The organism is Aquimarina sp. AU119, from assembly GCF_900312735.1.
Classification (GTDB): domain Bacteria; phylum Bacteroidota; class Bacteroidia; order Flavobacteriales; family Flavobacteriaceae; genus Aquimarina; species Aquimarina algiphila.
The window spans coordinates 166,476-192,703 of record NZ_OMPF01000015.1 but is presented as its reverse complement, the minus strand read 5'-3'; the positions used below and the strand labels follow the sequence as shown (position 1 = coordinate 192,703).

Here is a 26,228-nt window from a genome sequence, read left to right as displayed (position 1 = left end):
ATTAATTAAGTTATTATCGCTTTGTAAAGAAGTATTTTTATTTTCCTGTAAGTTTTTTTGAATTAAAACGCAACTTTCCTGTTTCAATTCCAATAGCGGTTTTGGCAAGTATTGTGAAAACAAAAGCACCAAGTGCCCAAATACCTATAGTAACTCCAATCTCTATTCCGGTCGGCATATATTCTGCAATTTTACCATATGGCCCAGGAATAAATCCAGGAACAATTAATCCAAACCCTTTCTCTATCCAAATTGCAATAAATAGAATAAAACAACAAAAATATAATACCTTAAAATTGTTACGCAGTTTACCAAATGTAAGTAAGATAGTAGCCAGAACGTTTAACGGAATAGCGGTCCATATCCATGGTAATAAGGCAGTTTTACCTTCCAAACCAAAAAATAAATAATAAGCACTTTCACTATGATGTGTGGGAGCATAAAATTCTTTAAATAATTCTGACACCAACATAATGAGATTGATTTGCGCTGCTACAGTAACAATCATTGCTATTTTCTTGATCGTTTTATCTTCGATTTTAAATGCCGTAAATGTTCTTATAACCGCTAATACAAGAATGATTAATGCTGGTCCCGCAGCAAATGCTGAAGCCAAAAAACGGGGACCTAATAATGCATTATTCCAAAAAGGACGAGCCTGTAATCCCTGATATAAAAAAGCAGTTACCAAATGGATTCCCACAGCCCAAAATACTGACATGATTGCTCCGGGAACATATACTTTGGGATTCGCGTCTTTTCCCTGATAATGTCTAAATAATATATATAGAGGAATACTTATATTAATAAACAAATATCCATTAAGAACAATCACATCCCAGGTAAGCATCGAATTAGGAAAATTAAAAACTCCTATCCCAGGTATCATATGCCATAAAACAGATGGGCCTCCCATATCTGCTACGACAAAGGCCAAACACATAATCAAGGCCGCTACTGCCAAACCTTCTCCTATAAGTACAGCTTGCTTAAAGTCAATATCTTTAAGCACATATGTTGGCATCACCAACATTACAGCTGCAGCAGCAACACCTACCAAAAAAGTAAAATTAGAAATATATAATCCCCAACTCACTCTATCTGTCATTCCTGTAACACTCAACCCTTCCTCTATTTGTATCGAATAGCAATACATCCCAACTAACATCACAAAAGTCAAAAAAGCCATCCAAAAATGGTATTTTTTTGACCCTTTGGTAATAGTATCCAGGCTATCTTTAATTAAACTTCCAAAAACTTTGAGTGTCTTCATACTAACTATTTTTTTGGCGTTCCCTTCATTCTTCAGGTCGGGCTATACACGCTACATTGTAGCTTGTTCCTATCCCTTACGCGAGCTTATCTTTTTATTATTAATCCATAAAGTACCAGAACTTAGGTTCTGTACCGAGATCTTCTTTTAACCTAAACACTTTTTTATTTTCTAATACCCATCGTATGGTACTATTTGGATCTAATAAATTCCCGAAAATTCTTGCTCCCGTTGGGCAGGCCTCAACACAAGCAGGATCTTTACCAGATCTCGAACGTTGTACACAAAACGTGCATTTCTCCATGACTCCTTTTTTACGCATTCTATTTCCCAGATAGTGTTGATCTTTATTTACCTCTTCTTCAGGAACCTCGGGAGTGCTCCAATTAAATCGACGTCCATCATAAGGGCAAGCCGCCATGCAATACCTACACCCTACACACCAATCATAATCTACTACTACCAATCCATCATCTTCTCGCCATGTTGCTTGTACAGGACACACCTCTACACAAGGAGGGTTATCACAATGAAAACATTGCGTACCCATATAAAAATGACCTTCGGCAGGGACTTCGTGATAATAATTATCATCAGCTTCATTAAACTTAAATCCTTCTCCGTCTTTCATTTCATGAATACGGATATATTGCATTTCTGAGTTACGATCCTGATTGTTTTCTTCCACACAAGCATTTACACAATCCATATATCCTTGGCATTTAGAGATGTTAAATGCATATCCAAACAATACATCTTTTACTGCATCTGTGGATTTCATGGTTATAGTTGAATTTTTACGCAGTTCATAGGACCGTACCAAACGATTTACCGTAGCATTTCGCTCCTCATCTGTCATTAATTTATAGTTTCCTTTAAACTGCTCTTCCCAATCTATTTGTGCTTTTTCTTTTGTACCCTCTCCAGTAGTGACACTACAAGATGTACTTACCGCTCCAGCTCCTATAAGCAAACTAGCGGTTAATTTTCTAAAAGCGGTACGACGATCCATTTTCACATCAAAAACCTGATCGAAACCATCTTTTTTACGTTCATTACCAATAGAAGCTTCAACTGCTGCTTCAAAAAATTCCTCATCATTAATCTCAGGTTCAGTATGAGAACCACATCCTCCTGAAGTGCTTCCACAACCACAAGATGTTTTTACAGGAGCTGGTTCATTTACCCGAGAACTACAACCTCCCGAAGAACTTCCACAACCACAAGGTGATCCAGAGGTCTGTCTAATTGCACTATTTAAATTCAATTTAAAATATTTTCCAATCCCACTCATAATTTAAATTTTTATTATAATCACTGTAAAGTGATACTGGATTATTCTCTTTCTTTTACTTTTTGTGTATTAAATCTCGATGGCCATCTGGATTCTATATGTGGCTTATGTGGATTGTGGCAATTTACACAGGTCATCGCAGCTCTTGGGTTAGCCCACCCCCCTATATTCTTACCATGAGCACCACCTTTCCAATCCTCAAATTGTTGGGTATGACATTGACTACATAATTGATAACTTCTATTAAAATCAATCGCATTACCTGTAAGGCTTTGTAAATTATCCATATCATTACCATTATGGCAAGTAGCACAATTCATAGTTGTTGTATTAGCATGCACTAATTCGATATCCCAATGTGCTTTTTTAAAATCTGCTCCCTTAATTTGTTCTAAAGGTTTAGAATGACATTCTGTACAAGCATAAGAAGTAATTTGACTTTTACGATCCGGAATTAAAAATGTATGCTTTCCTTCTGTAATTTCGACAGTCTTCATATCTCCTATATATGCTTCAGAAGAAATAGGAATACCATGATAATCTTTACTTTCTTCTTCTATTTTATCAGTGAGGCTATGATACTCTCCTTCTCCTCCATGCTTACAAGAAAAATGCATAAAAATGAACATGCAAACCAGAAGATATATATAATATTGTCTATTCATTTTGATGGGTATTAGTTCTTGTAAAAATTTCTGTATCTACAAGCTCACGAATATCGGGTACGTGACATTGGCGACAGTTTATTCTTTCAGGATGTGTAACTCTGATCTCTTTTGGCGCAGCAGGGCCAGCATGACAGGACAGGCAATTCTCCCTCATCTGGATATCATGCGGCATCATTGGCGGACTGCCCGGCAAAGCACTATTTACACCTACTTTGGGAGCATGTATTTCGGAAAAATTAGTGTCTGTAAAAAGTGTCTGTGTATTTTGAGCTACATGACATTGTCGACAATTGATCAACTCGGGATGCGGAGTTACAGGAGCGTATGCATTAAATTTCTCTACAAATCCACCATTTTGATGACACTGTAAACAAGCCTTTCCGCCGATACCTCTTTCGCCTTTTAGTAACTCATGAGGAATACTTGGCGGCGCACCGGGATATGCCCGGTTATCATAATATGTAGTTAAACTTCGTTGATGTTCTTCATCAATCGGCATATTCAGGTATTCTAAAGCAAATTCTGACCGTGCAAATACTCCTTTTTCTGAAGGAATGGTAGAAACAGGAACTTCTTCAGCAATTGGAATATATGCTTCTTCTAATCCTTTTTTATAGCTAAAATTCCAGATCACTATAAAAGCTATGAATAAAAGTATAAACAACGATATGATACCTAGTCTCTTTTTCATAGCCTATGCTTTTTCGACTTTAACAGCACACTTTTTATAGTCAGGTTCTTTAGAAATCGGACAAAAAGCATCTAAAGTAACATCGTTAATCATCATGTTTTCATCAAAGAAAGGAACAAATACCTGCCCCTTGGTTGGCAAACCTCTTTCATTTATCGAAGCCGGTAATATACAAGACCCTCTGCGTGAAGTCACTTTTATATTTTCTCCATTCCTAATTCCCAATGCTTTTGCATCTTCTGGATGAAACTCTGCATAAGCACTCGGCATAGCTTTATGTAGTACAGGAATCCTACGTGTCATAGACCCTGTATGCCAATGTTCAATAACCCTTCCTGTATTCAACCAAAAAGGGTATGCGGCATCCGGGACTTCTGGAGCAGGTTCATAGGGTCGTTGCCAGATTACTGCTTTTCCATCTGGTTTCCCATAGAAATGAAAATCTTCTCCATTAGAACATGCCGGATCATATTTTGCGTTAAAACGCCATTGTGTAGATTTTCCGTTTACATATGGCCATATGACTCCGGATTCTTTTTTTAGCACTTCCAGAGGAGCCATTCCGTGTTTTGCTCCTTCATGAAACTGTCTGTATTCATTATAAATTTCTTCAACATGATTTTCTTCACTGTAAGGAAATAAATCACCATATCCCATTCGTTTTGCAACTTCAATCGTCATCCATGCATCTGGTGTTGTTTCTCCCGGACCATCAACCATTTTGTCCCAATGTTGTGTTCTGCGCTCAGAATTTCCATACAATCCACTTTTTTCAATATGCCAGGATGCTGGTAAAATGACATCTGCCACATCAGAAGTTGGTGTGGGAAAAACATCAGAAACGACTACAAAACAAGAGTCTTTTTCCATACCAGGACGATACCTACTTGTCTTTGGTAATGAAACCAGTGGATTAGTAACTTGTGTCCAAATAAATCTAATATCTCCTCGATCAACTGCTCTGAACATTTCTGTTGCATGATAGGTCGGTTTAGCAGGAATACGTTCATAAGGTACTTTCCATATTTTTGCAGCCAAACGTCTGTGTTTTTCATTCGTTACCACTCCTTTGGGTAATTTATGGGTAAACGTACCTACTTCTCTTGCTGTACCACAAGCAGAGGGTTGACCAGTTAATGAAAATGGCCCATTTCCTGGTTGTGAAATTTTTCCGGTAAGTAAATGTATATTATACACTAAGTTGTTGATCCAGGTTCCTCTGGTATGTTGATTCATTCCCATACACCAGTAGGAAACCACTTTTTTATTTGGATCTCCATATATTGCTGCCAAATACTTAATGTCTTTTACAGATACTTTGGAATATTTTGCTACTTTTTCTGGAGTATAATCTTTTAAAAACTCTTTGTATGCTTCAAAATCTATTGTTGAGGGCTTGTCATTAAACTTATAATTATCTTCTAAGCCATATCCCATATTAGTTAGCCCTTTACTAAAGTTACAATGCTTTTCTACAAAAGAGTTATTTACCCATCCATTATTTATAATTTCATAACAAATAGCATTAGCTACTGCCAAATCTGTCTGAGGTTCGAATAATATTGATCTATTAGATGCTGTGCTGGAACGCGTTGTTCTTGTTGCAAAATCAATGATTTGAGCCCCTCTTCTACTCTTTTGTTCTAACATTCTGGAGAATAACACGGGGTGCATTTCTGCCATATTATTTCCCCATGTGATAAAATAATCTGCATGATCTATATCCTCATAACATCCCATAGGTTCATCAGCCCCAAAAGTGGTTAAAAAACCAGCTACTGCACTTGCCATACATAGACGAGCATTACAATCCAGGTTATTGGTTCCTATGGCGCCTTTCATCAATTTAGATGCCACATATCCCTCTGGAATTGTAGATTGCCCAGAAGTATACATAGCAACAGCATCTTTACCATGCTCTTGAATAGTTTCTTTCATTTTATTAGCTACAATATCCAAAGCTTCATTAAGGGGAGTCTTTACATATTGACCATTTTTCTTCACCAATGCATGAGTAAGTCTATCTTTTGATTGAATACACATCGTTTGATGATACCCTTTTACACAAAGCAATCCTTTATTGACCGAAGAGTTAGGATCTCCTTTTACCGCTACTGCTTTTCCATTTTCGGTACCCACCAAAATACCACAACCTACACCACAAAAACGACAAGGTCCCTTTTTCCAGTCCAGATTAGCTCCATTAGGTATCCCTTCTTCTTGCTCATCTGCAAATAAAATCCCGGGGAACATTGTAGCCGCAGCTGTCATTGCAGACAACATTGCCATTTTTTTAATAAAATTTCGTCTGTCGGTAAGTATAGAATTGTACATATGCTATTTATCTTTAGGAGTATTAAATCCAGAAACCATTGCTAATAATTTCAGGCTTGAGATGGTTTCTAGTTTCTTAGTTAGAATATCCTCTTCGTATTCGTCTGCGGTATCTGTGACCAGAACAAGAATATCTTTATTTTCTGCGGGAAGTACTTCACACTTTTCTAATGTCGAAAGTGCAGTGATGAGTTCGTCTTTTTTTCCTTGGTGCGGATGTGCTAAATAACTTTTGATTGGCATGGTGGTATAGTTATTGGTTTAGCCAAATCAAGATTTTGAGGCAGAACTCAAATAAAAAAGAAACATCTCCCACCTTCTAACTACCTATTGACCTGATGATTTGTGGTTATTAAGATACAAAAATCGTGGTTTAATCAGTAATAAAAACTGACATTTATCATATATCTAAGTTTTATAATTCACTAACAGGAATACCTCTAAATAATCTACTAATTTATTTTCGAACTATTATCTATTCTCTTTGTTGGTTAATATATTTACCAACAATTATTGCGGTGAGAATAACCAAATAAAACTGTCCCATCATACCAATTAGAACTGCTGCTTTTTGTGCCAAAATAGAAACAGGAACAATTTCTCCATAACCAATAGTCAAAAGAGTGATATAACTATAGTACATTAATCTTTCTGTTAATATTTCAGGTTGATTCATTGTGGCTAACAAACCTGTAAAAGATCCAGGATAAGACATTTCTATAGTCAGGCACATAAAAAAACCTATTAATCCTAAAGAGATGTATCCACTCATTAGACCAAAAATCACATTTTTATTAATAATTTTTGTTCCCCAGATTTGTTTTATGATTTCAAAAGTTACCACAACATAAAACAAAAAATAAGTTCCCATGTTTAGAAAGTTGAGGAACCTTATCTCTTGTTTTTCTATCGTTCTTATTCCGAAGAAAATAGTAGAAAATATAAGTAATACGATAAAAAACCACATTAACTTTTTGTTCTTTGAAATTAAAAGAATCCCTGCTCCAAGATTAATTAAAAATAGTACTGGTGATAATATATTTTCAAAAAAATCGGATGGGAATAGTAGTGATCCGAAAAGGATAACTATTTGACTAAAAAAGAAAAACTCAAATCTGTACTGATATAGTTTATTAAGCATTGTATTTTTCATAAAACAAATTAAGGCCCATAGTATATAGATATACTATGGACCTATTAATTTATCCTTGTTTATTCTAACAGTTCTTCATTAAAAACATACTCTTTATAGTTTACTTTATACAGTGCACTATATAATGAAGGAATAAATAATAATGTAATCACGGTACCAAACAATAATCCTATCATAATACTTACCGCCATACCTTCCCACATCTCACCACCACTAATATATAATGGAATAAGCCCCAGAACTGTTGTAAAAGTAGCTAACAAAATTGGTCTGAATCTTTGTAAACAAGCGGCTATTACTGCATCTTTTTCGGTACGCCCGAGATCTTTTTGTTCTATTTCCATTCTATCTATCAACACTATTGCATTATTGATTACTATTCCTGCTAAGGAAATTACTCCTAAAAATGGCATAAATCCAAATGGCTCTCTAAAGACTAGTAATCCTATAACAACTCCTATAATAGCCAAAGGAATAGTAAACACAACCATTACCATTTTTCTAAAGGAATTAAATTGAATAATAAGTAACAATACAATAATAAAAGCACTTATAGGTAAATACCCAATGACCGATCCCATACTTTCTTCAGAGTTCTTGGCATCTCCTCCAAACTCATATACATATCCTTCTGGCCAGTTCTTTATTTCTTCTTCTAACCATGGTGTTATTTCGGCAGTAATAGCAGATGCATTACCAGTTAATCTCAATTCGCTACTAATATTAATAGTACGGCGTAAATCCAAACGTTTGATTTTAGAATATTGCCATGCAGGAACAATCGAAGCGATTTGCAATAAAGGTACACTTTTGCCAGAATTCTGTGCATAAATATTCAGCGTTTCAAGAGATGCCAATGATTGTTGTTGATTATTATCACTTCGCATAAGAATAGGAATCGATTTATCATCTTCTCTATATTCTCCTGTTTGAAATCCATCTAAAACGGTTTGCAAAGAAGTAGCAATATCTTGACTGGATATACCTGCTGTTTGTGCTCGATTTTGATCAATTTGAATTAAGAATTTTTTACTCTTTGGACCCCAGTCGTCTTTTACATTCTTGGTCCCCGATATTTTTGATAATTTCAGTTTTACTTGTTCAGCTATTTTGGACAGTTCATCTGGACTACTTCCTGAGACTTTAATTTCTATAGGAACCCCACCACCACCAGCTCCTAGTGGACCAACTTTGATATCTGCATTTGGAAAATTAGAGAAGGTAAACTTATCCAGTTTGGCGATCATATTGTTATTTTCGTTAAAAGACGAAGTGTTTACCAGAATATGAGCATAATTAGAGTTTGCTTCATCGGGAGAGTAACCCAAATCATAAGATTCTGGTCCTTCACCAATATAAGATGACCAATCTACGATACCTGTAGATCGTGATGAATTTGTTTGTAAAGAATCAATCATGTATTGCTCTATTCGTTTCACTACATCTACCGTGCGCTCTATTTTATTCCCTTCGGGTAGATTGATATCTATAGTGATCATATTTCTATCACTATCAGGGAAGAAAATAAATGCGACTTTGGTAAATCCATAAAGAGAAACAAAAAAGCAAATAAAAATTCCAATGATGAATTTATATTTATTGGTTAATGCCAATAGAATTAAATTTTTATAATAATTCTTCATTGAATTGATTACCCTATCAATAAAGCTAGGTTTCTTTTCACTCTTAGGAGTTACTTTTAGGAATAAATAACAAAACATGGTAATAACTGTAAGTGCTATAATCCATGAGGATAATAAGGCAATAGAGATTACCACAAAAATGGGCCCTACGATATCTCCCATATTTGTCGGAGATAAATAAAAGGCCAAGAATGCTGCCGAAGTTGTTAATGTAGAAATTAATAAAGGCATCCATAATTCTGTAAAGGCTTCAATAGCGGCTTTCTTTTTCTCAATACCTTCTTCCATCTTTACCAATATCGTTTCAGCAACTACAATAGCATTATCTACCAACATCCCTAACGCCATTATCAAAGCAGCTAATGTAACCTGGTTAAGGCCTATATTCATTAAACCCATGATCATAAGTGTCATGATCGTTACAATAGGAATAAGACTAGCAATTACAAACCCTGTTCTAAACCCGAGAAAGACAAGCATCACAATTAATACGATCCCAATAGATTGCATTAAATTATTTATAAAGTCGCTAACTTTAAAATCAATATAAGTATCTAGAGATGATACACGATTTAATTCAATACCTATTGGTAGACGTTCCTGCCATCTCTTTACTACTTGATTTACTTCTTCGCCTAAGGTAATTACGTTAGCATTATCTTTGAGATTTATATGTAATGAGATAGCATCTTTACCATTAACCCTAACCTTTTGAGTCGGAGGATCTATGTATCCTTTTGTAATAGTTGTAATATCTCCCAATTTCACCAATTGCGCACCATTACCTATTGCGATAAGCATATTTCTAATATCGTCTATGGAATTAAAGTTTCCGGTAGGCTCAAGAATAATACGTTCATCTCCTACATTAATTTGACCACCAGAATTCAATATATTTATTTCTGCGATACTCTGCTGTAATTTGGTTGCAGATAATCCATATTCTTTTAGTCTTGTATTATCAAATTCTACAAAAATACGTTCTTCCTGTTCTCCTCCCATTTCTACTTTGGCAGCATCTGGAATTTTAATCAGGTCATCTTTGATATCATCTGCGTATTCTTTCATTTCTGCATACGAATAGCCATCAGATGTCAAACCTACTACAATACCATATACGTCTCCTATACCATCATCGTCCAAGTTTGGAACAACTCCATTGGGTAACCCCTTAATTCCCTCTAATTTTCTACGTAATCGATCCCAAACTGCCTGCATCTTATTTTCTGGAACTTCATCTTTTAGAGTAACACTAACTACAGATAACCCTGTTCGTGAAGTACTATTTACTTCTTTTAATTCTGGGAGTTCCTGCACTATTTTTTCGATCTTATCTGTAACTAATTGTTCTACACGTTCAGGACTTGCCCCTGGAAAAGTAGATACTACAGATGCCACTCGAATAGTAAACGGAGGCATACTATCCCTGGATAAGCTAAAATACATCGAAATACCTAAGAGAATTATGGTACCTAGGACCATAAAAGTAATTCTATTCTTTTCTATAGAGAATTTTGCTAAATTCATATAATTATGCTGTTGGTGATTATTGTAATTTTACTTCTTGTCCATCCAAAAGTGTCTGTAAACCTGCTGTAGCTATCTTTTGCCCTACCAAGAGTCCTGATACTACTTCAAAACCTTCTCCTGATAGATTTCCGATAGTGATTTGCTGTTTCTTTACTTTAGCTGTATTATCATTCTCTTCTATTAAAAACACAAAACGTCCATTACTATCCTCACCTACTGCATTAGCTGGAACTACCAATATTTTAGTATTCGTCTCACCTTCACCAAAATCAAAAGTTACATTAGCTGCCATACCACTTTTTATGTCGGTTGTTGGATTAATTACGGTAACTCGAACCGGATACGTTGCTGTATTGCTATCTACTGCCGGAGAAACTTCTGTTACTTTGGCTTTAAACTTTTTATTCTCTATTGAAGTAAAATTAACCGTCACTTCCATTTCTTCCTTTACTCTATTGATTACACTTTCTGGAATACCTAATGTAATTTCCATATCAGCTCCGGCATTCAATATTGCTACTGCTTGTCCCGAGCTTACGTTTTCATCTATTTCTGATGTTATAGCAGCAATTACTCCATCTTCTGGAGCATATAGATATCCATATAGTATTTGTTCCTGCTGAATATCAACTCCTCTTTTTGCAGATTCGTGACTTTCTTGTGCTGTTTTGAAAGAATTTTTTGCAGCTTCAAAATCACTTAAAGAAGAACTTCCTTTTTCATACAATGATCGAACACGGTTTAGACTCAATTTTGCCGTATTCATTTGTGAGGCTGCACTGTTTAATTGACTAACCGATTGCTCATAAGCCAATCGAGATTGTACATTATCTAATTTGGCTAGTAACTGTCCTTTTTTTACTTTTTGTCCGAGTTTAATATCAAATTGAGTAATAATTCCTGTGTTTCTAAAACTCAAATCAATAATCTTATCTGTTTGTGCCGTACCACTAAAAGTTCTTACTTTTTCCCCTCCTAAGAAAGAAACTTCCTGATATTTTACTGGTCGTACTATTTTTTCTTCTTTTTTTTCTTCCTTACCACAAGAATATATCAGCATTGATATAAAAATAAGTGTAAATATTTTGTGTATACATTTCATTTTGTTGGAATTTATGTGTTTTGTGGATTAGTTTCTTGTATTTAAAAATTCAAAAAAACGTTGTTTAAATTCATTATTATCCTGATCAGAATTCAATAGAAAATAATATCCCAGGAATCGCTCAAGTTGAAGCGAGTTTATAAGATAATTATAGGTAGCATTGGCACGTGCCAATTGAGCATTCAATAGGTTGTTTTGCGCATCTAGTAATTGTACAATATTTACTGAGCCACTAGAGTATGAAGCTTGGGTAAGTTCTAAGGCTTCTTTTGCTGTCTCTTCTGAAACTCTCGACAACTCTATGTTGGATATCTGATTTACCATATTCAATACACCGGTTCGAATATTTGCGGCTATACTTAACTCAGTATTTTCTTTATTAATTTCTATTTGATCTTTTTGGATCATAGCCGTTTGACGATTAATATTGGTTCGATTCTGATTAAATATGGGTATAGAAACATTAAGTCCCACATTATAATTATCATCTACTAATTGAAAACCTGCAGGGGCAACGCTTCCTTTTCCGCTTCTACTAAATGTTCTATTATACTGCCCTTGTAAGGCAACAGTAGGTAAAAATCGGCCATAACTATTAAGCTTAATATTACGATCTGTAGCTTCCAGATTATACATTAAGGATTTAAGTTCTGGGGCATTTTTTTTTGCTTCTTCTACCAAAAATTCAATAAAAGGTTCTCTTAAAGATGGATCATCTAATAACTCTGCTATCTCATCATAATTATATTCTTCAAAAATTCCCTCATCAAGCATCACATCCTCTACACTTATCTCTAAGTTAATTGGGTTATTTAGCACTTGATTTAACGCTATAAAACCCTGTTCTAATTGATTAATAGCTTCAACCATAGCTTGGGTATTTTGTGCCATTTCACTACGGAATCGCAATAAATCTGATTTTCCAGATTGCCCCGCTTCAAAATTTTGCTCTGCAATCTGTAGGTTCTTTTTTGTAAGCTCTAAATTTTGTACTTGAATTTGTGTATTTGTTTTAAGAATAAGCGTATTAAAATAGGTATTAGATGCATTAAAAATAAGATCCAATTGAGCTGCATTAAATATCTCTTCCTGAGCTTTTTGTAGCTTTTTTTGAATTACAATATTTGCATTAGCCGATTCTGAAAAAATAGTCTGCTGTAAAGTAACATTCCCTGAAGTTGAAAATTCAGGACTCTGTCCATTGCTAACTTCTGCTGCATCTGGATCGACGTACGTTCCCGTTCCTGAAGCTGTGAGTGATGGCAAATAGTTACTTTTTGCTGTCTTTATATCCTGATTGCTAAGATCTACATCTTTTTGGTCTGCACGAATCGATAAATTATCATTTAGTGCATCATTAATAACACTAAGTAAATCATACTGCTTTTCTGAAAGTACATTTTTAAATTCACCAACAAAGTCTGTTTGTGCAATCAAGCTATATTTTATAGGCACTCCAATTACTTCTGCCGTATTAAAATTAATGGTTAGACGAGGTGTATAATCTATAAACACTGGTAAATCAGCCAAAGAAGCACCATTAATTTGTGCTTCTACAGTTAATGCGATACGCCGAAAAAATTGTTCCAGATTCTCATTAGATTGGTTAGTAGCCATAAAACCATTTTGTACATCTTCGGTACCATTAATCGTAAAAGAAGGTAATTTTTTCTCCATAAAAACTTTGGCCAATTGGATATTCTCTTCTTCTTTCAAAAAGAATCCTCCTGCCATGTAAATAGCATCAATTCCATCAAGGTTAGAAGAAATATCTTCAGCTTTATTAAATGGAATCAGCTTATAATTTGATTGTAAAGCCTGTAACTCTCTATCAAAAGTTTCTTTTAATGGTAAAACGTCTACAAAAGGAGCATCTATTGCAATTCCTAAATTTTTAAAATTAGTAAGCTCTTTAAATGTTTCAAAATCCTCTTTAAACGATTCTGATTCGACCAAATATGTAAAGTTGTTAATTCCTGAAGTTTTTTTGGTTAAATCAATACCATTAAAATCCCGATTTACTGCTCCAAACAAAATAGTCGGTTTTTGATGTAATTTTTGCTTACTGATGATTTGATTGTTAATTATCCCAAATGCTAAAATAATATCAGTATCATTAGCCAGAAGCGTATTATAGTTTTGTAGCGCTGTATCAAGGTTATAATTGTTGACCAAGGTACTTTCTTCTGGAAAATTTATTGTGGCATCTTCACCTACAACCGATCTTATTTCTGATTTAAGTTTTGTTAATAATGGAATGACCTTAGGAGTTTGATAATCAGTGAGGATTCCGATGTTATAGTTTCTTTTCTGTGCAGAAAGCATAGCAGAGAAACACAATAAAACAAGGAACAATATATTTTTTTTCATAGGTTACTTATTAATGGATTGTAACGTTTTTTTGAAACGATTCTTTGAGTTTTTATCTACAAATTGTAACATTTTTGAGTGAAATTCTATTAACTCTTCAATAAATTGGTTGACTTCTTTTTCTTCTTCATTTCGTAATTTTAAGGTTTCTTTTAATAAATGAGTTTGCATTTTGAATCCATCAATATATCGTTGTATTCTATCGATATTCCCTTTAATATCCAGGTAAAAATGACGCTTACGTTTATTGCCTTTTAGCATTTTATAATTAACCTCTCCAAAACCAATCAATAGTTTTAACGCCTTACTAGTAGCACTTTTGCTAGCTCCAACTCCCTTCATTAACTCTTCAAACGTAAAGTACTTTTGGTTGGAAGTGAAAAACAACCCTACCATTTTCCCTGCAACAGGAGGATAATTCTCTTCCTTATATGCTTCAGCATATAAATCTAATATTGATTCAGATTTTTTCATTTTAATATCAAAATTTCAGCAAATATATATTTTAGTTTCCAAATATGGAAACCAAAAAGGATAAAACATTTTTATTCCTTCATCGAATTTTCTTATCTAGATAAATTTGGGGGATAAAAATCAAATATCATTTTAAACACTTATAAATAAAATGTTTAAAATTTATAACTGTAGTTTTACTACTATTAAGATCTTTTGACACAGAAAGAAGAACTATTCTTTTTTCCAGCCTTTTCTATTATAGACACTGGTTACAATCTTACTAAAGCTTTCTCTATGTATTTGATATTGTTCTTTTGTTAGGATTTCTTTGACTTCATCATTTAATTGAATTACCATAGCGTCAAATTTTGTTTTGATCTCAGCTTCTGTATATCCTTTTTTCTTGTCTCCAATACGACCCATTTTATTAGTGTAATACAAAATGATTCCGTAATAGTCATCTCTAAGTTCTTCCGTTAGTTTCATTTTATCTACCTGCTCTTTAAAAAAGAACTGTAGATTATCTCTTTCTCCAGATGTAAATATCTCAACTTTGTTTTTTTGTCTTTCTATTTGTTTTTCTTCTTGCGTTTGTCCGAATGTAGATAAACAAACCAATAGCAATAGCCCTGTGGTGATGATTCTCATAGTTAATACGTTAGTGAGTCTGATTTTGTGAGCTTAAAAGATAATTATTTATTCAAATAACTACCTAATTTTAGTGCATAAAATATTTTAAAGGCATAGTAATTCTATACTTTTTAGATTTTAATTTTGATTGAATATTTTGAACTCGTTTGTTTTTCTTCGTTTATAGTTTAAAAACTTCATGTTGTTTATATTGATTATTAAAATTTGAGAGCTAATCGTTAAAACAAGGAAAATGAGAAAAAGCCCTTGATAATTTGATTTGTTCATTCATTGCTTTTAATTATGTATTCTATAAACCAAATAGGGTTAAGTAAGACATGTTAAAAAGACTTAACATTAGTATACCAAAACTTTGTTTCCTAAAATTTATGTTATGAGATATAGGTAAGATAATGACCATGTTAGAAATAAGTCTTAATGGTTTAGTTCTATCTATATTAAAATGTAGCATAGTATCTGCCATTTATATCAATTATTAAAATAATTAAGATCCTTATCTTATTCATAACTCTTTGATTGATTATTACCTAATTTGCAATTACCATCTTGATATAATTGACAATGAGGTTTTAGGGTTCTCATCTCCATTTGGATCAATTACGGTATGTTTATCTACCTCGATGTACACAGGGATACCTTTTTCTTTAATACATAAATCAACATTATTGTCATTGTCATTAAGGTCTGCTATTTGAAACGGCTTGACTTTTATGGAATCGGTATCTCTTTTTAAGGTTATAGTAAATTTTTCTAATTGATCATTCCCTAGTTCTTCACCATTAATTGCAATAACTCCTCCTGCCCACACGGTTCTTACAATCGTTGTAGTTTTATTTTTTACACAATCGCATCCTTTTTTTTCTTTGTTATATGGGTAATTTTCATCAAAAATAAAATGCTCAGCATAACTGATAAAAGGCCCATCATTGAGGGAGGTAACTTTCATTTTTTGCCCTTGTAGATTTTGTCCATCCCTGCTTTTTAATTCTCCGATGATTTCTATATTTATAGGTTCATTATCCGGATGGTCACCATATTCACCAATGAGCAAAATGGTTCTCAATTCAAATTCTTCAGAAGCAGGCCGTAAAGTGACAAAATCTGCATATTTTTTCTGTCCTTTTGCAGTAGTAATAAGGAAATCATTTGCTTGCATCGTGTTTGGATCTATCTCGTGAGAGAAAACCAGAGGCATACCATCCTGACCGGGAGCTTCTTTCCATAGTGCTCTTGATATTAGTGGTAGAGAATTGTCTAAGCCAAAGAATGCGGAGATTATTTGGGCTTTTCTTTCTTTGGTGACTGGTGGGTTTTCATCAGATAAGGTATAATCCGGTTTTGTGTTGCAGGCTATAATTAACAGAACAAGAATCAATAGGTTTATTTTATTCATTTGGATATTATTTATTAATGAGTGTTTATTGATAGCATTTTTTACCTAAGTAACCGTCATGAATATTGTAATAGAAACCCCTCTTTCATGAAGGAGAAATGATGAGAGGTTTCATATCACAAAGTATGATTCTTTAAAATTTATAAGCCAATGACAAGCCCATATTAAAAGTGATGATATTGGGTTGGTACTCTGAGTAAACGACAACTCCTCCAATCCGTGTAACACTTTCCAGAGTAATAAAACCGCCTGTAAAGGTAAAAGTGGGCATTAAGGCAAAGTGCTTACCTAAATCTCTCTTTAAACCAATACCCACTTCATAACCCAAACCTGTAGCAGATTCTCCATTTCTCAAATAATCAACTGTACTTGAAATATTAGTTGCGGTAACAGAAACATCGGGACTGTTTATAATCATAGGGCCAATACTTAGACGTGGAAGAACAGCAAATTTGTCTGAAATATTCATTTGATAAGCGACCCCGGCTAATAGATACAAGATGTTCCAATTATCTGAATTATCGGTAAAATCGATACTGGGATTATTTGTTTCAAGGGTATTGATAAGGTCATCGGTATCAATATCATAATTTTGGATTCGTATTGTTCCAGTTAGAATCATCTTTTCTTTTATTCGATAACCTCCATAAATATCAAATTTAGCACCTGTTTTGGCGAAACCAGCATTTTCGTTATTTTCTGAAGCATCTTTAAAATCACCAAGAGGAAAACTTGATCCTGCAGAAATCCCCAGGTAATATTTAGAATCGTAATTATTCTGCGAAAAAGCGGAAATTGTTATAGTCAAAAATCCGATAAGGAAGCATTTTTTTGAAGTAAAATACATAACGATTGAGTTTAGTTAACGTGTGTTTAGTTCTTATTGTTTGGTCCAGATCAATGTTTTTGAAACAAATCCTTTACTTACTTTGACTTTTAATTTTTGACCATCTAAAATCAATTCGCAAGCCATTTTTTTTCCATCTTTAGGTTTGGTTAATGTACCTTTCCATTTTTGATTACTAAAAGTAATATCCTCCAAAATCAACTTATCTTTTTCGATAACAATACCTTTAAAACTGTCACCTAATTTGGTAATATGAACTATAAAGCCTTCTTCCATTTTCCAGTTTCCTTCAAAATTATCTGTTGATTTTTGTGCTATTGTGATTGAGGATACAAACAATAATATTGATAAAGTGATCTGTTTCATTCTGAGTTATTATTTATGATTTGTAGACCGCTAAGAAATATTTTTTAAGAATAATGCAGAAATAAGGAATGGCAAATAAAGTCCGGATTGTTCAATCTGGACTTATTAAGAATGATAGAAGGCCCTTTTGTTGAATGTTTATAATGGTGTCTAAAACAATACGAATATTGACATAATAGTATTTATTAAAATATCATTATAAAAAATCCTTAAAGCCAAAGGGTTATTAAAGTTTTGATTTTACGAAATCTGACGGGGAAATCCCTTTATGTTTTTTGAATATGGAATAGAATGATGATTTACTATTAAAGCCAGCTTCAAAAGCTAAGGTAAGTAAAGTGAATTTTTTGTTTTTGGGATGTTTCGCTTTCTCAATGAACTCCTCTACACGGTATTGGTTGATAAAATCATAAAAAGTAGTATTTAATCCAATTTTTAAAATTGTTGATAGATGGTAATAAGGGATTTTAGAAATATCAGCCAAAGACCGCAGAGAAAGCTTGGGATTAAGATAAGGCTTTTCAGAATATATACAATCTAATAGTTTTTGTTTGTATTCTAGAATCTGTTTTTCTTCCAGAACATTGTTTATATCTTGCTTTTTATCTGGCTCTTTTTTTTTATTATTTTCAGGTATTCCGTTAATTTCGGTAAGAGCAACATCATTTCTTATACCATAAATACCTATATATAACAACGCTAAGGAAAAAAGCAAGAAAGGATAAATCTGTATTTGATCATATGAAAATTCTGATCTGATTATGATAAAATGAGAAACTATAAGACATATCCAGGTAATAAAAATAGAATATAATAAACGTCTCAACCAATTAATGCTGATCCCTTCAGAATACGAAAGTTGCATTAATTGTAATTTCTCATGACTTTTTATTTTTCTCCACATTAAATATATGTAAAACGGAATGATCAAAAATTGAATAGAAAATCTAATTATTTTGATCCAGATTGTTAATCCATTGATTTGCATTTGCTCAATTAACTCAATCTTTTCCTGAATACTTAAAAGAGTATATTTAGAAAGTACTATTAAAACAATAATAATAGAAGGTAAAAAATGTAAACTATCTGTCCATCCAATTTTTTTTGTTTGGGAAGAAATATATAAATATAATTGAGCAAATATTAAAGGTCCAAATGGCATTGATACAAAAAAGTATTTTGCCTTGGTAATATCGTAGTTAAAATTTGTATAAACATTTATCTGAATAACAGTAAATGATAAAACGAAAAAACAAAACAAGAACCAATCTGGTTGATTTTTTTGCTTCTTCAGAAAGACCAAAAAAGCAAAAAATAAGGATTGGAAAGATATTATTGATAAGGTGTTTACTAAATCCATATTAGGAGATCAATTTACTAATATAAATAACGAATTATGATTTATGAGTGAATAAATCTAGTTTTAAAATTCGCATAACTATTCATATTATTTTTAGCTTCTTATTTTTGACAAGCTTCTAAGTGAAGTAACCAAAATTAAAAGTGAAGCTTCTGAATTTAAAAATCAAATACTTCTTGAAGTTTAGATAACGGCAAAACACCTTTCTCTGTTATTGAGAAAGGTGTAGATCAAGAAACGTATAAATAAGGAATATTAATAAACAATATATATCTGTAAAGGATTAAAAGATTTAATCCTTTTTGGCTCGCATCCTATTATTTCGTTTATTATGCTCAACTTCAGCTAGTCCTAATGCTTCCATAAGTGGAGGAACATACATTCCTACCCGTCCTCTAAGTCCTTTTTTAAGTCCGTACCAACCCCCTATTGGATTATCAGAAGATCGTCCCCAAAATTCTACAGTACCTTCTTTTGCTTCTGCTTTTTCATCTTTACTACCCAACAGCATCCAATCCCCATGAGATTTCAACATTTCATATAAATCATTGATAATTCTGGCATCATAATGTAGTATAGTTTTCCCTACAGTACATACAATGATTTCTCTACCTTCTTTTTCATCAATATACATTTCGTATGATGATGATTGCGGAGGAGTTTTTAGTTTCCATGGGTTGTCTTTGGTTCTTTTTTGCATAGTGGTTAGCTTTTATTGGCTTTTAATAACTCAAGCCTATTAATTTATACTATAGATATCCTACTTTATAAAATGTTACACTTCACTATTGTATAATCCCCCATGCCCAATCTATAATTTGTTGACTAATTTTTTCTTCCCATTTTCCTGGTTTAAAGTGATAACTGGCATTATAATCAGGATGAATCGTCGACCAATGATCCAATTTGGGATACTTGTAAAGTTTATGGTCCTTATGCCCAGCTTTTTTGAGAACATCAATAATCATATCATTATCTTTTTCAGACATTATCCAATCATTTGTTCCCCAACGTACTCTAACTGGAACTTTTAATTTTTCCCATTGCGCTGCAAAATTGAAATCTTGCACTTGATGATAATATTGCATAGGTCTGCCATACATATGATATAACCCTTGTCTGTGATATTTTTTAAACAATGGATTAGCCGTCAAAATCTTCTCAAAACTCTTTTTTTCAATTAACATACCGTAATATAATGGAATGTATACTTCATTCATCAGTGTATAAATCTCTTCTTGAGATTTACCCTCTATTTCTAGTATTCTTCTCTCAATTTCAAGCATATGTTCAAACCATGATTTGAAGAATGTACCATCAGAAATTACCCCTGCAAGATCATATGTATTGGCCAGATATGGAGCTAATGCACTTCCCATACTATTACCATAAACAATAATCTTTGTTGTATCTACATAGGATTTGGATTTTAAAAATTTTACAGCAGATTCATACCCATTTAATTCTGTCAAAAAATCAATCTTTCCACAATCACCCTCACTATCTCCTACTCCAGGTTTCTCAACACGCAATAAAACCATATTCGATTTTTCTGCAAGATTCTTAATAAGTTTAACCCAATTATTACTTCTGCCAGAGTATTTTTCTACAGACGAGCAACTGAGTCCCTGTACTAGAAAGATTGCAGGAAACTTAGCATTACCTTTAGGTTTGGTTATAATTATTCGTTGTTTAATTCCGTAATCACTGGTAATAGTTTCATAAAAAGTATCTACTCCGGTATTATCCTCTTTTGGCAAAGCCGATAGTTTTACTTTTTTTCTTTGTATTGTATTTCCTCTTTTTGCTTCAATAACAACTTCTTCATCCGATCTTATTCCATATTGTATTGCGCTCCAGTCTTCATTATTCTCTACCAATCTATCGTTCACTTTTATCATGAGATCTCCAGGTTTAAAACCTGCTTTATCCAAAGGAGAATTTGGCGTGATTTCTTTTATTTCGGCTCCGGGAGTTTTTCTATTTGGGCCAGATATTTTGGCTTCAAAAGATGCTCTTCTTTTTAACTCTTGAGCATATATTCCATTAATTAGAAAAAAGATCCATACAATGCTTATAAAATATTTCATGATTTATATGTGGTATTAGCGTTTTATATTCACGGGGAATTTATATTTTTGGGACTAGTGAAATTATGAACTTATACCAAAACCACTGTATTTTATTTAAAAATGCGGTTTTAAATGATCCTATTGTAGCGTGTTTGAAAAACTAGATGAAAAAAAGAAAATAATGATCCAGGTTGTATTCTGGATCTTATACTACATATTATTTGGTTTTATTTGGGTTAAGGGCGTTGACTACAAATCCTCTTTTTATTTAGAGTTTATTTTACTTCCTATCAGAATTTTTGCGGTGTATTTTACTATTCTCTATTTAATTCCGCAATTCTTATTGCCTAAGAAGTTTTTAAAATTTGTAGTATCCTATATGGTTTTACTTTGTTTTGCTGGCATTGCACAACGGTTTTTTATTTATTTTTTCTTCGATGACCAAGAGGTATTTAATATTGCCCAAATATTGAGCGTAAAACTTATTGTAAGGTCAATAGTATTAATTAATAGTACAGTTTTCTTTGTTTCTTCTGTATATATATTGAATTTATATTTTATCGAAAAAGCAAAAAGTGAACCCCAGGTAACTAATACTATCGAACTAAAATCAAATCGACGTATCTATAGAGTGCAACCTAAGGACATTACTCATATTGAAGGATTGGGAAATTATGTCAATTATATCACTATTGATGGTAAAAAAATTACGGTCTATCAAAGTCTTAAAAAGAGTATGGAGCAACTCCCCAATCATTTTATGAGGATTCATAAATCATTTATCATCAATAGACATCATATGAAATCATACAGTACAGAAACAGTAGAAATGATTTCTGGTGAATTTATTCCTATTGGTAATTCTTTTGACCAAAACAAACTACAAACAGAATAAAGGAAATAAATCAGGCCTCATTCTTTTTGAGAATGAGGCCTAGCTGATACAACCCACTAACTAAAATAGTAACTAACTAAACTTACTGCATCAGTTTCTTTGACAGTTCTTGCAACTGTGTTGATTTTTCTTGCATATAATCATTTAACTTTTTAACATCATCTCCAGAAAGATTCCCCATTACATCCTGAGCTTTCTGTCCTAATTCTTGTCCTTGCTCACCAAGTGCTGCAAAAGCTGTCATATCTTTACTTTCTACTGCTTTTTTATATTCTGCAATATATGCTTCATAAGCGTTCACATATTCCTGAACTTTTTCGTCACTAAAATTCGGAACACCATCTGCTGATTCCGTAGCGGCACTATCTTCTTTTCTATCTCCAGAAGTTTCTGTAGTCTCAGTAGTTTCCTCAGAAGTTGAAGCATCAGATTTTGCTTCATTCTTACATGATACTGTTGCCAATATTGCTATTACTAGTGAAAGATTTAAAATTACTTTTTTCATGATTAATTTTTGATGTTAATGATTAGGATAAATTCTTATTTCAAATTGATAGTACAAATTTGAATTATCTTACTCCATTACCAAACACCTTTTTCCGTGAAAAAAGAATACCCTGTTTTCAGGGTATATAAAAATATTGAGTTATGCTATTTTAGGAAAAGAGACCTGTACGTGATTTATATACTTTTGTCGATAACTATTAGGAGTATCATCTATATTTCGTTTAAACAAACGATTAAAAAGAGACAAACTATTAAAACCACAATCAAAAGCAATAGTACCTATAGAAGCATCACTATTAACTAATAGATTACAAGCATTTTGAATTCTAACCTCTGTCACAGCCTGTTTAAATGTTTTACCGGTGCTTTTTACAAAAAATCTACAAAAAGAACTCTCTGTCATTCCTATTTTCTCTGCTACCTGACGAGTAGAAATATTAGTTTGATAATTATTCTGAATAATATCATATATTTCTTTCACTCTTCCGGTATTGACCACAGAAAGTGACAAATATTGTCTAGCATGTAAACTTTCATAGGAAACTTCAGCAAACTGTCGTAACACCTTAAACAACTTAAGGAGTTTTTCTAATGGAGGAAGATTTATCATTTGTTTTATTTCCTCTCCTATGATATGCTTTTCTTTATTATTAACACTCAATCCTGCTTGTGCTTTTGTTAATAGCTCTCCAATACCATTAAATTCTTTAAAAAATTTGCTGGCTTCCTTTATATCTTCTCCATTAAACTGGATCACATACTCCTCATAGTTATCGGACTCGAAACCAACATTAAAACAATTATGCGGAATATTGGGTCCTAACAAAACCAAATCTCCGTCAGTAAACTGACTAATTTTAGTACCTATAAACCTTCTTCCTTTACCTGAAGGCAAATATACAATCTCAAATTCGGGATGAAAATGCCAACGCCCACCATAAGGCATAAAAGGTGCCTTAAAATAAAATGCTTTAAAAGAAGAACCTTCAGGAGGTATTACTTTTTCAAATGATGCTTTATTCACACTCTTAATTATCTATCAAAAAACGTTTTGATGACAATTTAATGCAAAAAAATGCACAATGAGTTAAAAAGAATATAAAATCTTAACAATAGATTTGAAAAATAATTATTCAACTAGATTTTAATATAATATATATGCTCCATCTCCCAGAGATAAATTTGGATGAGTCGGGAATGTATAAATAGTATAATTATCAATAAACCATTTGGTGTAGAATTAAAGATTACTAATCCTTTTACAAAGCTAATAAATCGTTAATTATGATGTTAAAAAACAAATGATCTTTTATATTTAGTTTTTCTTTTTTAAAAAATACTAAATATAAATACCCTTTACTTAATATTACCACAATACTAATCTATTTTAAAAATGTTTAAACATATACCATCATTAATTTCCTGTATTTGTGCTCTTTTTTTCCTTTGTTTTATTAGTTGTTCAAAAGAAAAGAAATCAACTAAAGAAACAATTACTATAGGTACTAAAAAGGAAGAGAAAAAGACCGGACTTCAAAATACTTCAACTGTTCCTGTTATGCTTGACAATAAAGGAATTGGTCCAATATCATCCATAACTTTTGAAGATCAAATTAATACAGAACTCTCTGACCGAGGGGCTCAGCTTTTTAAAGCAAAATGTACAGCTTGTCACAAGGCTCGTAAAAAAATGATAGGCCCTCCTATGGCAGGAATATATGAAAAACGAAGCCCAGAATGGGTAATGAATATGATCATGAATCCTGATGAGATGATAAAGAAAGATCCAGTTGCCATAGCATTATTTAAAGCCTATAATAATACAATAATGATTAATCAAAATATACCCGAAGAAGAAGCCAGAGCAATGGCAGAATGGTTTAGGACTTTAGAAGAATAAAATTACCCACTAACTGTTAATTTATGGAAAAAGAACCACAATATGATGCAATCGTAGTAGGAACAGGAATTAGTGGCGGTTGGGCCGCCAAAGAACTCTGTGAAAAAGGGCTAAAGACCTTAGTTCTGGAACGTGGTCGTATGGTAAAACATATCGAAGATTATACTACGATGAATAATGATCCCTGGGATTCAGAATTTAAAGGCAGACCATCTAGAGAAGATGTAAAACAACAAGAGAAACAACATCGCACGGGGTATGTAACCGATAAAGAACACAGCCACTTTTTTGTAAACGATCTTAAACATCCTTATAATGAAACTAAGCGTTTTGATTGGATACGAGGATATCAAGTTGGTGGTCGATCTCTTATGTGGGGACGACAAAGTTATCGATGGAGCGACATAGATTTTGAAGCTAATAAAAAAGAAGATATTGCCGTGGATTGGCCTGTGCGATATAAAGACATCGCGCCATGGTATGATAAGGTAGAAGAATTTATTGGAGTCAGTGGTGAGAAACTAGGATTAGAACAATTACCTGATGGCCAATTTCTACCTCCAATGGAACTAAACTGCGTAGAAGATCATTTAAAATCAAATATCTCCCAAAATTACAAAGACCGATTATTAACTATTGGTAGAACAGCACACATCACCGGGACAAAGACTTTTGAAGGTCGGATGAATTGTCAATTCCGAAATCGATGTATGCGAGGTTGCCCATTTGGCGCTTATTTTAGTAGTAATTCCTCTACTCTTCCTGCGGCAGAACGAACAGGAAACATGACTTTGCGTCCAAACTCTATTGTACATCAAGTATTATATGATGATGCAACAGGAAAAGCCACTGGAGTAAAAGTAATTGATACAGAAACTAAAGAAACTATAGAGTTTACAGCAAAAATTATATTCCTATGTGCTTCTGCAATAGCATCTGCAAGTATTCTAATGCAATCAAAATCAGAACGTTTCCCTAACGGAATGGGGAATGATTCTGGAGAATTAGGCCATAATATTATGGATCACCATTTTAAAGCTGGAGCTTTTGGTGTTACTGATAATTATCAGGATAAATACTATAAAGGAAGAAGACCAAACGGAATTTATATCCCCAGGTTTAGAAATATTGGAGGTGAAACGGATCAAAAAACATTCAAACGTGGCTATGGATATCAAGGAGGAGGTAGTAGAAATGATTGGAGAGAATCAATAGCAGAATTAGGTTATGGAGCAGAACTTAAAGAGAGCGTATTAAAACCCGGGAAATGGCAAATAGGATTACAGGGATTTGGTGAATGTTTGCCATATCATGATAATAAAATGACTTTGGATTATGACAAACTGGATGAATGGGGATTACCTACAGTCACTTTTGATGCAGAATTCAAAGAAAATGAACTTGAAATGAGAAAAGATATGGTTAAACAGGCCATGGACATGCTCAAAAAAGCTGGGTTTGAAGATGTAAGACCTTGGGATGATATCGGAGGAATAGGATTAGGAATACATGAAATGGGAACCGCAAGAATGGGTAATGATCCAAAGACATCTGTCCTTAATAAACATAATCAAATTCATGCTGTGCCAAACGTGTATGTAACCGATGGATCCTTTATGACCTCAGCTAGTTGTGTAAACCCATCACTTACATATATGGCGTTTACAGCAAGGGCAGCAGAACATGCTGCAAAACAAATTCAGGAAAACGCTTAATTCTATAG

Annotated in this window: 23 protein-coding genes; 3 read left to right on the top strand and 20 right to left on the bottom strand. The window is 33.2% G+C overall.

What is annotated here, in order from left to right; genetic code table 11:
• Positions 1–37: 37 nt before the first annotated feature.
• The 18 genes from dsrP to DK442_RS14400 all read right to left on the bottom strand — a co-directional run bounded on the left by dsrP (position 38) and on the right by DK442_RS14400 (position 21,221).
• On the bottom strand, positions 38–1,273 hold the full coding sequence (gene dsrP / locus DK442_RS14485; RefSeq protein WP_109436616.1) for a sulfate reduction electron transfer complex DsrMKJOP subunit DsrP: 1,236 nt from the start codon (positions 1,271–1,273) through the stop codon (positions 38–40).
• Between the two features lie 100 nt (positions 1,274–1,373).
• A complete protein-coding gene (locus tag DK442_RS14480) occupies positions 1,374–2,567 on the bottom strand; it encodes a 4Fe-4S dicluster domain-containing protein (RefSeq protein ID WP_109436615.1) in 1,194 nt (397 codons plus the stop codon).
• Positions 2,568–2,608: 41 nt separating this feature from the next.
• On the bottom strand, positions 2,609–3,232 hold the full coding sequence (locus DK442_RS14475; protein ID WP_109436614.1) for a cytochrome c3 family protein: 624 nt from the start codon (positions 3,230–3,232) through the stop codon (positions 2,609–2,611).
• Positions 3,225–3,926, bottom strand: a complete 702-nt coding sequence (locus DK442_RS14470; RefSeq protein ID WP_109436613.1) for a cytochrome C — start codon at positions 3,924–3,926, stop codon at positions 3,225–3,227. Before DK442_RS14470 ends, DK442_RS14475 begins: the two co-directional genes overlap by 8 nt.
• A 3-nt stretch (positions 3,927–3,929) precedes the next feature.
• Positions 3,930–6,260 carry a molybdopterin-dependent oxidoreductase gene (locus DK442_RS14465; protein WP_109436612.1) on the bottom strand — a complete coding sequence of 777 codons (2,331 nt, stop codon included), beginning with the start codon at positions 6,258–6,260 and terminating at the stop codon, positions 3,930–3,932.
• A gap of 3 nt (positions 6,261–6,263) precedes the next feature.
• Positions 6,264–6,503 (bottom strand): hypothetical protein, encoded by a 240-nt coding sequence (locus tag DK442_RS14460; protein WP_109436611.1) that lies wholly within the window; start codon positions 6,501–6,503, stop codon positions 6,264–6,266.
• Between the two features lie 232 nt (positions 6,504–6,735).
• Positions 6,736–7,413, bottom strand: coding sequence for an ion channel (locus tag DK442_RS14455; protein ID WP_109436610.1), 678 nt, complete (start codon positions 7,411–7,413; stop codon positions 6,736–6,738).
• 59 nt (positions 7,414–7,472) lie between these two features.
• Positions 7,473–10,583, bottom strand: a complete 3,111-nt coding sequence (locus DK442_RS14450) for an efflux RND transporter permease subunit (protein WP_109436609.1) — start codon at positions 10,581–10,583, stop codon at positions 7,473–7,475.
• Positions 10,584–10,602: 19 nt separating this feature from the next.
• The gene (locus DK442_RS14445; protein ID WP_235010962.1) at positions 10,603–11,688 is read right to left on the bottom strand and encodes an efflux RND transporter periplasmic adaptor subunit; all 1,086 of its coding nucleotides are present in this window, start codon (positions 11,686–11,688) and stop codon (positions 10,603–10,605) included.
• A gap of 27 nt (positions 11,689–11,715) precedes the next feature.
• Positions 11,716–14,058: a TolC family protein gene (locus DK442_RS14440; protein ID WP_109436607.1), complete on the bottom strand. Its 2,343-nt coding sequence runs from the start codon at positions 14,056–14,058 to the stop codon at positions 11,716–11,718.
• 3 nt (positions 14,059–14,061) lie between these two features.
• Complete coding sequence (locus DK442_RS14435) at positions 14,062–14,532, bottom strand: hypothetical protein (protein WP_109436606.1); 471 nt, start codon at positions 14,530–14,532, stop codon at positions 14,062–14,064.
• A gap of 213 nt (positions 14,533–14,745) precedes the next feature.
• The gene (locus DK442_RS14430; protein WP_109436605.1) at positions 14,746–15,162 is read right to left on the bottom strand and encodes a hypothetical protein; all 417 of its coding nucleotides are present in this window, start codon (positions 15,160–15,162) and stop codon (positions 14,746–14,748) included.
• A gap of 541 nt (positions 15,163–15,703) precedes the next feature.
• The gene (locus DK442_RS14425; protein WP_109436604.1) at positions 15,704–16,558 is read right to left on the bottom strand and encodes a hypothetical protein; all 855 of its coding nucleotides are present in this window, start codon (positions 16,556–16,558) and stop codon (positions 15,704–15,706) included.
• Positions 16,559–16,691: 133 nt separating this feature from the next.
• Positions 16,692–17,405, bottom strand: a complete 714-nt coding sequence (locus DK442_RS14420; RefSeq protein WP_109436603.1) for an outer membrane beta-barrel protein — start codon at positions 17,403–17,405, stop codon at positions 16,692–16,694.
• 33 nt (positions 17,406–17,438) lie between these two features.
• Positions 17,439–17,771 (bottom strand): DUF2147 domain-containing protein, encoded by a 333-nt coding sequence (locus tag DK442_RS14415; protein ID WP_109436602.1) that lies wholly within the window; start codon positions 17,769–17,771, stop codon positions 17,439–17,441.
• 226 nt (positions 17,772–17,997) lie between these two features.
• Positions 17,998–18,933: an AraC family transcriptional regulator gene (locus DK442_RS14410; RefSeq protein WP_160114192.1), complete on the bottom strand. Its 936-nt coding sequence runs from the start codon at positions 18,931–18,933 to the stop codon at positions 17,998–18,000.
• Positions 18,934–19,423: 490 nt separating this feature from the next.
• Positions 19,424–19,831, bottom strand: coding sequence for a DUF6855 family protein (locus DK442_RS14405; protein WP_109436600.1), 408 nt, complete (start codon positions 19,829–19,831; stop codon positions 19,424–19,426).
• Positions 19,832–19,916: 85 nt separating this feature from the next.
• Entirely contained in the window at positions 19,917–21,221 is a 1,305-nt protein-coding gene (locus DK442_RS14400; RefSeq protein WP_109436599.1) for a serine aminopeptidase domain-containing protein, read from the bottom strand.
• A gap of 163 nt (positions 21,222–21,384) precedes the next feature.
• On the opposite strand from DK442_RS14400, the gene DK442_RS14395 reads away from it, so the two are divergent.
• Complete coding sequence (locus tag DK442_RS14395) at positions 21,385–22,098, top strand: LytTR family DNA-binding domain-containing protein (protein WP_143917196.1); 714 nt, start codon at positions 21,385–21,387, stop codon at positions 22,096–22,098.
• A gap of 82 nt (positions 22,099–22,180) precedes the next feature.
• Here DK442_RS14395 and DK442_RS14390 read toward each other — a convergent pair whose 3' ends face one another.
• The gene (locus DK442_RS14390; protein ID WP_109436597.1) at positions 22,181–22,603 is read right to left on the bottom strand and encodes a hypothetical protein; all 423 of its coding nucleotides are present in this window, start codon (positions 22,601–22,603) and stop codon (positions 22,181–22,183) included.
• Positions 22,604–22,744: 141 nt separating this feature from the next.
• The gene (locus DK442_RS14385; protein ID WP_109436596.1) at positions 22,745–23,629 is read right to left on the bottom strand and encodes an AraC family transcriptional regulator; all 885 of its coding nucleotides are present in this window, start codon (positions 23,627–23,629) and stop codon (positions 22,745–22,747) included.
• 369 nt (positions 23,630–23,998) lie between these two features.
• Between DK442_RS14385 and DK442_RS14380 the strand changes: the two genes are divergently transcribed.
• The gene (locus tag DK442_RS14380) at positions 23,999–24,505 is read left to right on the top strand and encodes a cytochrome c (protein ID WP_109436595.1); all 507 of its coding nucleotides are present in this window, start codon (positions 23,999–24,001) and stop codon (positions 24,503–24,505) included.
• Between the two features lie 23 nt (positions 24,506–24,528).
• The gene (locus DK442_RS14375; RefSeq protein WP_109436594.1) at positions 24,529–26,220 is read left to right on the top strand and encodes a GMC oxidoreductase; all 1,692 of its coding nucleotides are present in this window, start codon (positions 24,529–24,531) and stop codon (positions 26,218–26,220) included.
• Positions 26,221–26,228 lie beyond the last annotated feature (8 nt).